Genomic DNA, 14,079 nt, shown 5'->3' with positions numbered 1-14,079 from the left:
TCCACCGCAGTAACCCCGAGCGGCACCCTCCCGGCGGCACCAGTGATTGGGACTGCCACGGCGGGTAATACCACGGCTACAGTCCGGTGGACGGCGCCAGCCGGAACCGTCAGCAGCTACAACGTACGGGTAGTCAACGCGGCCGGAACCCAGGTGGGCGCACTACGGCCCGCCGGGGCTACCGCAACCAGCCTCGTGGTGACGGGACTGGTCAACGGTACGGCCTACCGCTTCCAGGTTCAGGCAATCAACGGGGCGGGAACCGGGCCGTTCTCGGCACTATCCACCGCAGTAACCCCGAGCGTCGTCCCTGGGGTTCCGACAAATGTCGTCGGAGTCCGCGGAAACGCACAGGTGACACTGTCCTGGACCGCCCCAGCACCAAATGGTGGAACGGCCATCACCGGATACAGCGTGCAGGTACTCTCTGGCACGACGGTGGTCCGCACGGTGGCCTTCACCGGAACCGCAACGACCGGCCGGACTGTCACGGGACTGACCAACGGCACGGCGTACACCTTTCGGGTCCAGGCGGTCAACGCCATTGGCGCGGGAGCCCTGTCCACGGCTTCGGCCGCGGTGACACCCCTGGGCCCTCCGGGGGCGCCCACTATCCTGGCTCCCACACAGGGAGCGTTAGGCGGAACGTTGACCGCGAATGCCAACTGGAGCGCACCGGCTTCAACTGGTGGATCCCCTATCACCGGGTACCGGGTCAGGGCTTTGCTGATGTCGGCTGATGGTGTCACCCCAACGGGTACACCTGTCATCGCAACAGTTGGGGCAACGATCCGCACCCACGCGTTTACGCTTCCCGCCGGTAGCTACCGGTTTGAAGTTGCCGCGTTCAATGTGATTGGGCAAGGCGCCTTCTCGGCCCGGTCTGGACTGGTTCAGCCCCGGTAGTCACTGGTCACAACTAAGGGAGGGAGCGGCCGTCTGGTCGCTCCCTCCCTTAGTTGGCCGTCTGCCAGTTGGCTGTCTGTGTTTCTACCGCAGTGACCGGCTGTCCAGTACGGGACAAAGGCCGCACGAGGTAGCGTTCAGCCTTTGCTGGCGGCCCCCTCGTCGGCCGAGTCCTCGTCGTCGCGCTCGTCGAGTTCTTCCTCAAGCTCTTCTTTACGGAACTCGGTCTCCGGGTTGGGCTGGCCGTTCTCGACGTATTCCTCGTCGAGCTGACGGTGGACTTTGCTGTTCAGCACTTCCACTTCTCCGTCCGCCAATGGGTCGAGATCCTCTGGAAACGGATCTTCGGGCGCTAGGCGGGTCTTGTCATTCATAGCCCATACCCTACTGCATCGGCCCCTTCAGCCTCACCTGATTCGTCAGCGAGCGGCGGGGCGATGCAGCCGTTTCAGCACGCCTTTGGGAACGAACGGGGAGATGTCTCCGCCCAGGGCGGCCACCTCTTTGAGCAGGGTGGATGAGAGGTGGGTGTAGCTGTTTTCGGCCGGAATGAAAACGGTCTCGACGCCGGTGAGCTGACGGTTCATGGTGGCCATCGGCAACTCATAGTCAAAATCCTGACTGGAGCGCAGGCCCTTGACGATGAGGTTGGCGCCATGGGACCGGCAAAAGTCGGCGAGCAATCCTTCACTCATGGGCAGTACCGACACTCCGCGGAGATACCTCAGCGTTTCGCGGGCACTGTCGAGGCGTTCTTCAAGGTCGAATCGGTATTTTTTGGCTGGGTTGGTTGACACCGCAACGATCACCTCGTCGAAAAGGCTTGCGGCTCGGGCAATGACCTCAACATGACCGTTGTGAATCGGGTCAAAGGATCCGGGGCAGACTGCGCGACGCATGGTTCGAATCTACAGTGAACTGCGGTTTGGCACACCCGGTCCAAACGACGCGTCGCCAAAACCGCAATACTTGGGTGCATGAGTTCAACTACTTCTTCGCTGGCGACCGGCACCGCCTCAATCCCCACGCCGTGGCAACGGACGGCGTCGGGCGCCAACCTGTTGGCGTCCGACGGGCGGCTGGGTGTGACCATTTTCGAGGAAATCACCATGTTGGCGATGCGGCATGGCGCCATCAACCTGGGTCAGGGCTTCCCTGACGAGGACGGCCCCGCCGAGATTCTCGATGCTGCTCGCGCAGCCATTGCCGCCGGCGCCAACCAGTATGCGCCGGGGCAGGGTCTGCCGGTGCTGAGGGAGTCGATCGCTGCCCACCAGGAACGGTTTTACGGGCTGACCCCCGATCCTGAGACGGAGACGATTGTGAGTACCGGCGCCACCGAGGGCATTGCGTCGGCGCTGTTGGCGCTGGCCGGACCGGGTGATGAGGTGCTCACCTTTGAGCCGTTCTATGACTCCTATGGTGCGATGATCGGTCTGAGCGGTGCCGCCCACACGACGGTTGCGTTGTCGGCCCCCGATTTTCAGCCCGATCTTGACGCTTTGGAGCGGGCTGTCACCCCGAACACCAGGATTATCCTGCTCAACAACCCTCACAACCCGACGGGGACGGTCTTCACGCGGGCGGTGCTGCAGAAGATTGTCGATCTGGCGGTGATCCATGATGCGGTGATCGTGACCGACGAGGTGTATGAGCACCTGACCTTTGGCGTCGCGCATGTGCCGATCGCAACGTTGCCGGGCGCCGCCGACCGGACCCTCACTATCTCGTCCGCCGGCAAAACGTTCTCGGTCACCGGCTGGAAAATCGGGTGGATTACCGGGCCGAGGGAACTTATTTCGGCGGTTCGGACGGTGAAAACCTTCCTCACCTATAGCTCCGGTACTCCGTTTCAGAGTGCTGTGGCGCATGGGCTGGGTCTTGGTGATGAGTTTTACGCGTCGACCGCCGCTACTCTGCAGCGGAAGCGGGACATTCTGAGCACAGGGCTGAAGGCTGCGGGTTTTGACGTCTTTACGCCGCAGGGCACCTACTTTGTGAATGTTGATACTGCACCGCTGGGGATCTCCGATGCCACCGCCCTGGCGAGACGTTTGCCTGAACTGCTGGGAGTTGCTGCCATCCCGGTGGCAGTGTTTTGTCATCCCGACGGCGCTGCCCGCACCAGCTCGTTGTTGAGGTTTGCGTTCTGCAAGAAATTCGAGGTGCTCGAAGAAGCGGCCGAGCGTTTGGCCACGCTGCGGTCGCGGCTATGAACGGCGGCGGTATGAGCGGCGGCTTGATAAAGGGTGTCGAGGTCGGCCCGGATGAGGACGGCTGGGTCCCAACCCTGCACCTTGCCGGCAGTGGCCAGCTCGCCGAGATCGACGAGGATGCGTTTACCGAGGGCGCTTTCATTCTCAGTATTGGTGGTGCCCAACAATCGCATGTGGATCTGGGAAACCCGGGCAACGTTTTTTATGAGTATTTGCGGCGTATCGCGAATGTGCTGGATATTTTCAAACCCGCTGGCGAGACAATCCGGGTGCTTCACCTGGGTGCCGGAGCGCTGACGTTGGCGCGGTATGTGCAGGCGAAGCGGCCTGGCTCGGAACAGGTAGCGGTAGAACTGGAACGCAAGCTGCTGGACTTTGTGCTGGAGCATCTGCCGCTGCCGGAGGGCACCAGATGTTCGGCGGTGATCGACGACGCCCGCGCCGCCCTCGACCGGTTCGAGCCGTCCTCCTTCGACGCAGTGGTGCTCGACGTCTTTGCGGGCGCCGATGCTCCGGCTCATCTCACCGACGAAGGTTTTTACCGGGAGTTGATGGCACTCGTGGCACCCGGTGGCGTCGTGCTGGTCAATGTGGGCGACGATCCGCCGTTGACCTTTGCCCGTGCGCAGGCTCGGTTATTGCGGGGGGCAGCCGACGACGTCGCGCTGCTGGCCGACGCGGGAATGGTCAACGGGCAGATGGCGGGGAACGTTGTGCTGGTAGGCACTGCTGGTTCCTGGCCATCCGAGTGGATCCCTGCTTTAGTGGCTGCGGGTCCGCATCCGGGTGTGGTGGTGACCGGACCCGACCTGGAGTCGTTTTGTGGGGCAAAGCAGTAGCTACCCTTTCCGGGGCTAATCTCACCTCAATACGGCACCAATAAATGCGCTAATTTATTGTGCGCTATCAAATGACCTTTAGCCGGTGCCTTTTCTTCGAGACAGCAGTACCGTTGATTTCAACCACAACGGCTACTGGCTATCACTGGAGGAATTATGACCACCGAGGTTGCGACAGTCTCAGATTGCAGTGTAAATTCCTGCTCCTTCAATCATGATGGCTGCAACGCCTATGCCATCACCGTCGGAGGTAGCCAAGATCATGCCTCCTGCGCGACCTTCATCGATACCTCAGCTACGGGCGGCCTGCCGGTGGTGCTGGCCCATGTCGGCGCCTGCCAGCGGATTGAGTGCGTCTTCAACGACCACCTGATGTGCGGCAAGGCTGACGTGAAGATCGGGATCGGCGCTGACGCCGCCGACTGTCTGTCGTATCAGCGCCAATAACTGACGCTGACTGGCTTCTGGCGAGCCAGTTGGTCCGCGTCCGACGACCGCTGAACCTGTGACTATCTGGACGATGGACCAGCCGCTGGTGTGAGTGATTCGCTCGCACCTTGGAACCATCAATCATGGTGGTAGTTCTTCGGATCCGTCGCCGGTCGGCGTCCAGATCGGGTATTAGCTGCCAGAGAAAACGTTGACCTCCACTGAGGTGGGAATGTTCTGCACTCCAGTCTGGTCCCCGCAGGCGACGATACTCCTCATGACGATGAAAGCGATAACGCCGAATTTGACCGGCCTGATCGAGCTTATGCATTCAGGCTTTTGCGCTGTCGCAAAAGTTGGCAGACCGGAAAGTATGCCGGACTCGATATTGAGACGTTTCCGCACCTCGTTGCTCACCAATATTCCCCGAATTGTGCCGTCGATTGGTGCAGGTTGTCGACGGCGCATTGACTCATGGAAGCCGTCCGAGAACAGCTCAGTGGCCCTTGACGCAGCAGGCTGCGACAACGTCTGCATCGACCGTCGTTCCGCTCGCATCAGTCCCTAGCGCCCGTGTTCTGCGACACGTATTCGTGTGAACGAAGCGTGGCGGGGATTCACCCCGGATGAGAATTCTCTCATAAGCGCCTCACGAACGTCTCATAGGCGACTGACTAGATGGAGACCCTGCAACAGTTACATCACCGCAGAGAAAGATTGGTCGCCGTCATGGAGAAGCATTCGCCTCAGCAGTCAGTGAGAGAAAAATCCGGAGAGGAGATGTCCGCGGCACTGTCCGCGCAGGAGCAGTCCGTCAAAGAGCTGTCCGTCAAAGAGCTGTCCCCGAAAGAGCTGTCTTCCAAGGAACTCCGGGTTGTGTTGTACTCGCACGACTCCCAGGGTCTCGGGCATACCCGACGAAATCTGGCGCTGGCGCACTCTCTCACGGCGAACCTTCCGGAACTGACCGGCCGTACGGTGACCGGGCTGCTGGTAACCGGCGAATCCCAGGCCACCCGGTTTGATAGCCCCGATGACTGGGATTGGGTGGTGCTTCCCGGCATTTCTAAAGGCAGCGGCGGTTACACCCCCCGCAACCTGGCAATTAAACAGTCCAAACTCATCCGGCTTCGGTCGCAGATCATGGATGCTGTGCTGTCGGAGTTTCGGCCCCATTTGGTGGTGGTGGATCGCCACGCATTCGGCGTCGATAAGGAACTCATTCGGGCCCTCTCTGAGCTGAAGAAGGCCCGGCCCGACTGCAAAGTGGTGTTGGGTCTGCGCGAAATCCTGGACACCCCCAAGGTGGCACGGCGGGAGTGGAAGGCCCTCGGCGACCTGAATCGTCTGCGCGACTACTTCGATGAACTGTGGGTGTACGGAGACCCAGCAATTCATGATCCGGTGAAGTCCGGCGAAATTCCCGGCAAGTTGGCGTCAATGGTGCGCTATACCGGGTATCTGGCGGCGGGCAGACAGTCGCGACGTCGTACCAGCACAACTGGGAAACCCTATGTATTGACGATGGCCGGTGGCGGATCCGATGGTCGGGCCGTTCTGCTGACCGCAGCCAAGGCGACAGTCCCCTACGGCTACGAGCACCTGATTGTCACCGGACCCCAGATGCCCAAGCAGGATCGAGTGCTGATCGAGCGGTCGGCAGCACCGGGCACCCGCGTTGTTTCGATGGTGCGGGACGGTCTGGCGGAGATGAGGGAGGCCGCGGCGATTGTGTCGATGGGCGGTTACAACTCGGTGTGCGAAATCATGAGCACCAACACCCCAGCACTGGTGGTCCCCCGGGTCAGTCCTCGCAGTGAACAGCTGATTCGTGCCGAGTCGTTGGCCCGGCATGAGCTGACCGATATGTGCCATCCCGATGAGTTCTCTCCCGAGGTGCTGACTGACTGGTTTAACGCGGTGGTGGGGACCCCGTCGCAACGCGTCGACGTCGACCTCAACGGGCTCCAGACGGTTGGTGGCTACGCGGCCGAGCTGCTTGGCTTCACCGTTCCGGCGTCAGATACCGACCTTCTCGACGATTGGCAGACCCGTGCAGCCGTCTAACTCCAACCGCACCGGATACATCCTGAAAATCTATCCCCGGTTTTCCGAGACCTTCATCGTCACCGAGATTCTGGCTCGCGAAGCCGCCGGCGATGAACTGGAAATCTTTTCGCTCAGGCCGCCAATCGATCCGCGGTTTCACCCCGAGCTAGCCCGGGTGCAAGCCCCGGTCACGTATATTTCCAAGCCGGCCAAGCTAGCCGAAGGTTGGGCCATCCTGGCCGCGGCAGACGGTGTGATCCCCGACTTCGGCGAACGGTTTGCCCGGCTGCTCCCCGACCTCGCCGGACTGGATGCGGGTGAGGTCCACCAAGGGGTGGAACTTGCCACGAGGCTTTGCCAGCGAGGCATCACCCACGTGCACGCCCATTTCGGGTCGCTTGCGGCGCGCACCGCGAAAATTGCGTCGGACCTGACCGGGATTCCGTTCTCTTTTACCGCCCACGCCAAGGACATCTTCCACGAGGACGTGGACCTGGACGTGTTACGCACCTTGATTGGCGCGGCGCACCACGTGGTGACAGTCAGCGATTTCAACCTGGCCTTCCTTGAGCGACTTTTTCCTGAGCAGCTGGGTCGAACTCGTCTGGTCTACAACGGGCTCGAACTGGACCGTTTTCCCTTTGTTGCCCCAGCAGTTCCCGGACCGGTGTTACGGGTTGCCGCCGTCGGCCGGCTGGTGGAGAAGAAGGGCTTCAGTCTGCTGATCGATGCTGTGGCGGAACTGGTGCGCCGCGGAGTAGCACTCCAAGTCCGGATTGCCGGTGGCGGCGAACTCCGCGACGAATTGGCTCAGCAGATTGCTGAACACGATCTGGGGTCGACCATCACGCTGCTGGGTCCGCGGACTCAGGCCGAAGTGGTGGCGCTATTGCGGTGGGCTGACGTCTTCACGGCGCCGTGTGTGGTGGGCCAGGATGGCAACGCCGATGGTCTGCCGACTGTGCTGCTTGAGGCGATGGCGATGGGAGTGCCGTGCATTGCCAGCGATGTAACGGGGATTCCTGAGGTGATCAGCACTACCGGCGGTGTGTCTGGTTCAAGAGTAGGGCCGGGTGATGGGTCGCAGACCGGAATCCTGGTGCGCAGCGGCGTACTCACTGAGTTGGTTGACGCTCTGGTGACCGTTGCGTCGTCGACCTTTGATCGTCAGGCTGTTGCCCGCTCGGCACGCCACGTGATCGAGCAGTCCTTCGACTGCCACCGTCAGGCGGCGAGACTGCAGGAACTTCAGACGGGCGCCTCGGGTGCCCGCGTTCTGGAGGCGGCGGTGGCTCTCTCATGATGCGTCTTGCCTATCTATGCCTTGATCCGGGGGTGCCGGTGTTTGGATCCAAAGGTGCTTCGGTCCATGTGCAGGAGATCATTCGTAGCTGGCGTGCCCGCGGCGCCGAGGTGACCATCTACTGCACCAGGCCGGGAACGGATATTCCGGCCGATCTTGCCGATGTCCCTGTGGTGGTCCACAGCATCCCCAAAGGCAGCGGCGTTGAGCGTGAACTCGCCCAGGCTGCTGCTGCGAAGATGCTTGCCGAACGGGTCGTCTCCGACGGCGCCACAGCGGTCTACGAACGCTATTCGCTGTTCAGCGACGCTCTGGCACGCATCACGACGGCGCTGGACATTCCCGGCTTTCTTGAGGTCAATGCGCCCCTGATCGACGAGCAGCGGATCCACCGATCGCTGGTTGACGAGGGTGCTGCACTTGATGCGCTGAACCGTCAGGTGGCTGCGGCCGCACGGACGGTCTGCGTGTCGGAGCCGGTGGCCAGTTGGGTGCGGGGACGGGTGTCCGCCGAGCATCATCCGAAGGTGGCCGTGGTGCCCAACGGCGTCAACGTCAACCGGATTCAGCCGACCCCCGAGACATCCGGCATCCCGGTGGTCGTGTTTGTGGGGACGCTGAAGCCGTGGCACGGCGTAGAGACCCTGATCGAGGCGAAGGCTGCCGCAGCGACCGACTGGGCGTTGAAGATTGTCGGCGACGGGCCGGAAGGTCCGAGGCTTCGCGCACTTGCTGCAACCCATGGGGCAGCCGTTGAGTTCACCGGCGCCATCACTCCCGAGCTCATTCCAGCAGCACTGGCTGGCTGTGCCGTCGCTACGGCTCCCTATCCAGCCATGGACGATGCCAACGATCAGTACTTCTCGCCGCTGAAGATCTACGAATATTGTGCCGCAGGGTTGCCGGTGGTGGCGTCGCGGGTGGGGCAGGTGCCGTCGATCATTGACGACGGCGTGACCGGACTCCTGGTGGATCCGTCCAGTCCCGCTGCACTCGCGAAGGCGATCGACGATCTGACCGGAGCTCCGCTCGCCCGGGCCGCAATGTCGGATGCCGCCCGTAGCATGGCCACCGATCATCACAGCTGGGACAGCGTGTTGGATCGCATCACCGAAGGGGTCCTGTTATGACCATCTCCAAGACTCCGCTGACCCGGGAATCAGTGACCCCTCCGGCTCAGGAAAACGTCGGTACGCCGGGCGTCGTCAGGGTCCCCCAACCGACCAGCGCGCCGACGATTGGCCCGAAGCGGGAGCGAAGCCCGCTGCGCCGGACTCTCCATATCGCCAAACCGCATCTGCGTCAGCATCGGATGCTGATGAGTGGCGGAGTGGTGGCGCTGCTCTTTGAGGTGATTTTCCGGGTACTCGAGCCGTGGCCGGTGAAGTTTGTGGTGGATGCCATTTCCCGGAGTCTGGGTGCCGACCTTGCGGGCACGGGCCCGCTGGCCACCGAGGGGTTGCTGCTGGCGTGCGGCGCGGGCCTCCTGGTGATCATTGGGATGCGCGCCCTGTGCAACTATTTTGCGACGGTGGCTTTTGCGCTTGCGGGGTCGCGGGTGGCCACTGAGTTGCGGGGACGCGTTTTTGAGCATGTGCAGTCCCTGTCAACCAGGTATCACTCGTCGTCGCGGACCGGTGACACCGTTCAGCGGCTGGTGGGCGATGTCGGCCGGCTGCAGGAGGTGGCCGTGAGTGCTGGGCTGCCGTTGATCGCCAATTGCATCACGTTGGTGGTCATGGGTGGCGTGATGTTTTGGTTGGATCCGCTGCTTGCACTGGTGGTGGTGATTGCGTGTGCCAGCTTTCTGCTGTTGTCGAGGCTGAGTACCGGGAAGATCACTGTTGCAGCCCGCAAAACGCGTAAGGGCGAGGGTTCGCTGGCCAACACCGCCCAGGAAAGTCTTGGCGCCATTCGGGTGGTGCAGACCTATGGGCTGGAGAAAACCCTGTCGGACCGGTTTGGGAGCAGCAACCAGAAGACCCTGAAAGACGGGGTGCAGTCCCGCCGGTTGGCTGCCGCATTGGAACGTCGAACAGATGTCATTGTCGGTGTCGCTACCGCCGTCGTGCTGGCTGGCGGCGGGTGGCGGGTGGTGCAGGGAGCGATGACTCCCGGCGATCTGGTCCTGTTTCTGATGTATCTGAAGACCTCGATGAAACCGTTGCGCGATCTTGCCAAGTACACGGGGCGGATTGCGCGGGCGACGGCGTCGGGCGAGCGGGTGGCTGATCTGCTCGACGAGCGGGTGGACATCGTTGATGCACCGGATGCCGTGTCGCTCGGGAAGGCTTGGGGCGACATCGAGTTCCGCAACATGACTGCGGCATACGGCGATGGGCCGCCGGTGCTGACCAACCTCAATCTGGCGTTGGTGGGAGGACGCAAAACCGCGATAGTTGGTCCGTCCGGCTCCGGTAAGTCGACGCTGGTGTCGTTGATGGTGAGGATGATGGACCCGGTGTCGGGTTCGGCGCATGTCGATGGCCGTGATCTGCGGGGTGTGACGCTTAAATCGTTGAGGTCGAATATCAGTCTGGTGCTGCAGGATGCGGTGCTGTTCACCGGCACCATTCGCGAGAACATCCGCTACGGCAGGGCTGACGCCTCCGATGAAGACGTGGAACGCGCCGCCCAGTTGGCTAATGCACACACCTTCATTTCGGGGTTTGCTGATGGCTACGACACGCTGGTCGGCGAACGCGGGGGTACGTTGTCTGGTGGGCAGCGTCAACGGATCACCATTGCGAGGGCGTTGCTTCGTGATTCACCGGTGGTAATCCTCGACGAGGTGACCACGGGGCTGGATCAGGAATCGCGGTCTGAGGTGTTGGCGGGTCTTGCCACGCTCACCGAGGGTCGCACCACCATCACGATCACCCATGAGGCGTCGGTGGCTCTGACGCATGATCGGGTGGTCTGGTTGCAGGACGGCAGGGTGTTGTTGGACGGTTCTCCGTCTGAGCTGATGAAGCATGACATGTTTGCTACCTGGGTGCGGCAGCAGCAGGCAGCCGATGAGGCGCATCTAGCGGAGAAGGCTGCCGGAGGTGCCGCGTGAGGGCTGTGACAGTCGATCCGGTGTCCACTGTGGATCCCGCGCTTCCGGGTCTTGTTGAGTTTTTCGGCAGCGATCGGTTGAGCGATCTGCTGGGTCGTCCGGCACACGTCGATCGGTTGAGGCATAAGCCGGGCACGTCGGCAGTCGCGCGGCTTCGGGAGGACGACGGCGGCATCCGCTGGCTGGCTACCTATAGTCCGGCTGCAGCGGTGAAGGTTGAGAAGGCGGTCGATCGGGCCAGCGCCAATGGTCTGAAAATTGAACGGATTGCGGTGCCCGACCATCCGGACCACAATCTGGTGTCTGGGCCGATCGAGGTGGACCACCGTCTGTATAAGCCGCTCACACCGTTTCGTGAGGCTGGAATGGGTCGGATGTTCACTGACCGGGTGGTGGCGGTGCTCAATTACAACCCCCAGCGCAGGGTGGTGTTCGAACTTCACGACGGCGGTGAACGATTGGTATGCAAGGTGGGGACTTCCAAGCCCAACGCCGATGGACAACTGCTGGCGAAGCTGGCGGCCAACGCAGTGCCTGTGCTGGAAGCCAGCAAGCCGCCGGGATTGCCCGGTTCGCGCTACGTGCAGTACTTGCCCTGGTTCGGTTCTGGTGATCTCAGCACTGTGGAGTCGGGGTCCGCCGAAGCAGCATCGTATGCTGCGGGAGCGGCGCTGGCTCTGCTCCACGCCCAGCCTCCGGCGTCTGGTACTCACCGGTGGCGTGCGCCGGCCGGTTCGCTGCTGGAGCTGGTCGAGGAGAATTCGCTGCTGTACCCGGAGCTTGCGGGTCGTCTTGAGCGGTTACGTGCGGGTTTGGAGCCGTTGTTGCGTCGTCCGGGACGAGCAGCTCTGATCCATGGCGATTTCTCGGCAGACCAGGTGTTGGTGGAAGGCAGCGATATTCGTTTGACCGATCTTGAACGGTGTACCTACGGAGCTGGTTCATCGGATCTGGGCAGCTTTGCTGCGGTGGAAATTTTGCACAGTGGTCCGTTGGCGACAGGCACCGATGTGCTGTCTCTCCCCCGTACAGCGGCGATGCTCGATGGATACAGTGCGGGTCCGTCTGGTGCCACCAATTCTGAAGTGTTGGCGTGGACCATTTTTCATCTTCTCAGTCGTCTGAGCGATCCTTTTCGGTCCTGCTCCCCCACCTGGCGGCAGGACATGGCTGAGCGGCTTGACCTGATGGAGGACATCCTGTGGTGACATCCATTCCGGAGACTGTGACTGACAAGGCCGGTCGGCAACTGACCATTCACAGGGCGTGGCCGCGGGACGGCGGTCGGCTCATCTTTGAGGCGTCTGACCCTGATGGCGGGCAAATCCGTGCCGGAGCGGTAGAAGCTGACGGCAGGGTTCGGTTGTCTGCGTTTGCTGAAGATCCGGTGCTGTCCGGCCTCCCCAACGCGGCGGCTCAGGGGCAGTTGTTGGTTCACCGGTACAAGCGTCGTGCCGTGGTGCGTGATGCTGTGGGCTATACCAAGCTTTTGGCGCCGGGCAAGGCCGAAGCGGTGGCTGCCTCTCATCGGTTGATGAGTTCGTTGGCGCGGACGTCGGGCATCGTCATTCCTGAGGTCGTGGTTCACCATCCGGAAAGTGTCACTTTGTCCGCTGTGCCCGGGATCAGTTTTCATGAAATGGGCCAAGCCGGTTCCCAGGTCGATACTCAGGCCGATTCGGTAGCCGATCGGGTAGCGGAGGAGAACTGGGCCATGGCGTGGGAGCAGTGGTCGGCGCGGTGGCCGTTGTTGGCGGTGTCGCACAAGGCGGGAGCAGCCGGCGCGGCCGAGTTGCCCGTTCATGGGACGCGGGATGAGTGTCGTACCGTATCGCGGTGGGTGACCTATGCGCAGGAGTTCGGGGTGTTGCCGGTGGCTGCAGATCGGCTACAGCGGGCGTCGGCTCAGGTGGCTCGTTTGTTGATTTCAGGAGCACCGGAGGCGGCTGTGCTGTCTCACCGGGATCTCCACGATAAGCAACTGTTGTTCAATCCCGATTCGGGTTCGGTGGGGCTGATCGACTGCGACACGGTTGCGGCCGCCGAGCCTGCGCTTGATCTGGCGAACCTGTTGGTTCATATTGATCTTCGGGGAGCGCAGGGTGTCTACTCCGCTGCTGCAGCGCACACTGCTGAGCAGTCGATCTGGGCAACTGCGTCAGCTATGGACGTGTCCGAAGTGCGTATCAACGCCTATGCAGCGTCGACCAGACTTCGGCTGGCGTGTCTGTACGCGTTCCGGCCGGCCTACAGGACTCTTGCCCACCGTTGGTTTGAGCGGCTTGAACACGATCTTGCGGAGTCCTCCGCGGCTTAGGTGGTGCACACCCTAAAGTGCTGCTGCCGACGGCTCTGCGAACCACAGTTTGGTTTCGCCGTACTTCTTTTCGGCAAACCGTTCCATCCCATTTGGCCATTCAGGTTCCTGCGATCGTGACGACCGTTCGAGGACAACAACTGCGCCTTCGGCCAAGTGCGGAACCAGTGTTTCGAGGAGGCCAGTCAATGTTTCGTTCTCCACCGAGTAGGGAGGGTCCATCAGAACCAGATCCCAGTAATCATCGGGGACCACGCGATCCAGGTAGGTCTCAACCTTGAGGTGATGCACTCGAACGGTTTGGTGGTTGAGCGTCTTGTTCACCAGATCGGCGTTGGTACGACTGACGGCTGCAGCTTTGTCACCCGATTCCACCAGATCAACGATCTTCGCCCCTCGGCTGGCGCTTTCGACACCGAGTGATCCGGAACCGGCATAGAGGTCGAGGACTTTGGCGTCAGCAATTACTTCGTAGGCGTCCAACCGTGAGAAGAGTGCCTCCTTGACGCGGTCGGTGGTGGGTCGTGTTGCGGTACCTGGAACGCTGAATAACGGGATGCCTCCAGCGGCTCCGGCAATGATTCGACTCATGATTCAACTGTATCGACTCTCGGAGGGCCGTCGGTGCGTCTCAAAGCTGCTGAGGAGCCGTGCGTCTCGAAGCTCAGGAGGGGCGGGGACGTCTGAGGCGGCGACACGAGCCGACACGTCCTGGAGTGAAGGAGGCGAGGGGGCTGAGGATTCTCAGTTGAGGTGAGCTCGATGTCTCTCTGGCGTCAGAGCTTTGGGGGGTGGATCCCGCGTACCCCGCGTACCCCGCGTACCCCGCGTACCCCGCGAGGATTTTAGTGGTCGCGGTGGTAGTGGTTTTGGCGGGGTTTTCGGGCCGGGTCGATGTATGGGGGTGGGATGAACCACGGGACCCGGTCTTTGACCTCGATCGCCCATTCGTTCTGGTG

General features: G+C 61.8%; 13 protein-coding genes. 10 read left to right on the top strand and 3 right to left on the bottom strand.

What is annotated here, in order from left to right; genetic code table 11:
• Nucleotides 1-906: fibronectin type III domain-containing protein (locus ACX80G_RS16985; protein ID WP_459309189.1), on the top strand; the 906-nt coding region annotated here is incomplete at its 5' end.
• A gap of 137 nt (nucleotides 907-1,043) precedes the next feature.
• Here the strand turns inward: ACX80G_RS16985 and ACX80G_RS16980 are convergent.
• Nucleotides 1,044-1,280, bottom strand: coding sequence for a hypothetical protein (locus ACX80G_RS16980; RefSeq protein ID WP_459309188.1), 237 nt, complete (start codon nucleotides 1,278-1,280; stop codon nucleotides 1,044-1,046).
• A 45-nt stretch (nucleotides 1,281-1,325) separates the two neighbouring features.
• The gene (gene coaD, locus ACX80G_RS16975; RefSeq protein ID WP_459309186.1) at nucleotides 1,326-1,805 is read right to left on the bottom strand and encodes a pantetheine-phosphate adenylyltransferase; all 480 of its coding nucleotides are present in this window, start codon (nucleotides 1,803-1,805) and stop codon (nucleotides 1,326-1,328) included.
• 78 nt (nucleotides 1,806-1,883) lie between these two features.
• Here coaD and ACX80G_RS16970 point away from each other — a divergent pair, with 78 nt between their 5' ends.
• From ACX80G_RS16970 to ACX80G_RS16930, 9 genes are all read left to right on the top strand, one after another.
• Nucleotides 1,884-3,122 carry an aminotransferase class I/II-fold pyridoxal phosphate-dependent enzyme gene (locus tag ACX80G_RS16970; RefSeq protein WP_459309185.1) on the top strand — a complete coding sequence of 413 codons (1,239 nt, stop codon included), beginning with the start codon at nucleotides 1,884-1,886 and terminating at the stop codon, nucleotides 3,120-3,122.
• 11 nt (nucleotides 3,123-3,133) lie between these two features.
• Entirely contained in the window at nucleotides 3,134-3,961 is an 828-nt protein-coding gene (locus ACX80G_RS16965; RefSeq protein WP_459309184.1) for a spermidine synthase, read from the top strand.
• Between the two features lie 156 nt (nucleotides 3,962-4,117).
• Entirely contained in the window at nucleotides 4,118-4,408 is a 291-nt protein-coding gene (locus ACX80G_RS16960) for a DUF1540 domain-containing protein (protein ID WP_459309183.1), read from the top strand.
• Nucleotides 4,409-5,170: 762 nt separating this feature from the next.
• Nucleotides 5,171-6,457: a glycosyltransferase family protein gene (locus ACX80G_RS16955; protein WP_459309181.1), complete on the top strand. Its 1,287-nt coding sequence runs from the start codon at nucleotides 5,171-5,173 to the stop codon at nucleotides 6,455-6,457.
• On the top strand, nucleotides 6,444-7,742 hold the full coding sequence (locus ACX80G_RS16950) for a glycosyltransferase family 4 protein (RefSeq protein ID WP_459309179.1): 1,299 nt from the start codon (nucleotides 6,444-6,446) through the stop codon (nucleotides 7,740-7,742). The genes ACX80G_RS16955 and ACX80G_RS16950 overlap by 14 nt, the downstream gene beginning before the upstream one ends.
• Nucleotides 7,739-8,872: a glycosyltransferase family 4 protein gene (locus ACX80G_RS16945; RefSeq protein WP_459309177.1), complete on the top strand. Its 1,134-nt coding sequence runs from the start codon at nucleotides 7,739-7,741 to the stop codon at nucleotides 8,870-8,872. The genes ACX80G_RS16950 and ACX80G_RS16945 overlap by 4 nt, the downstream gene beginning before the upstream one ends.
• On the top strand, nucleotides 8,869-10,803 hold the full coding sequence (locus ACX80G_RS16940; protein ID WP_459309175.1) for an ABC transporter ATP-binding protein: 1,935 nt from the start codon (nucleotides 8,869-8,871) through the stop codon (nucleotides 10,801-10,803). The genes ACX80G_RS16945 and ACX80G_RS16940 overlap by 4 nt, the downstream gene beginning before the upstream one ends.
• Nucleotides 10,800-12,011: a phosphotransferase gene (locus ACX80G_RS16935; protein WP_459309174.1), complete on the top strand. Its 1,212-nt coding sequence runs from the start codon at nucleotides 10,800-10,802 to the stop codon at nucleotides 12,009-12,011. Before ACX80G_RS16940 ends, ACX80G_RS16935 begins: the two co-directional genes overlap by 4 nt.
• A complete protein-coding gene (locus ACX80G_RS16930) occupies nucleotides 12,005-13,120 on the top strand; it encodes a phosphotransferase (protein ID WP_459309172.1) in 1,116 nt (371 codons plus the stop codon). Before ACX80G_RS16935 ends, ACX80G_RS16930 begins: the two co-directional genes overlap by 7 nt.
• 12 nt (nucleotides 13,121-13,132) lie before the next feature.
• Here the strand turns inward: ACX80G_RS16930 and rsmD are convergent, their stop codons facing one another.
• Nucleotides 13,133-13,711: a 16S rRNA (guanine(966)-N(2))-methyltransferase RsmD gene (gene rsmD, locus ACX80G_RS16925; RefSeq protein WP_459309170.1), complete on the bottom strand. Its 579-nt coding sequence runs from the start codon at nucleotides 13,709-13,711 to the stop codon at nucleotides 13,133-13,135.
• Nucleotides 13,712-14,079: the final 368 nt, after the last annotated feature.

It is taken from the genome of Arthrobacter glycogeni, from assembly GCF_054510815.1.
This window is presented reverse-complemented; position numbering and strand designations above follow the sequence as displayed.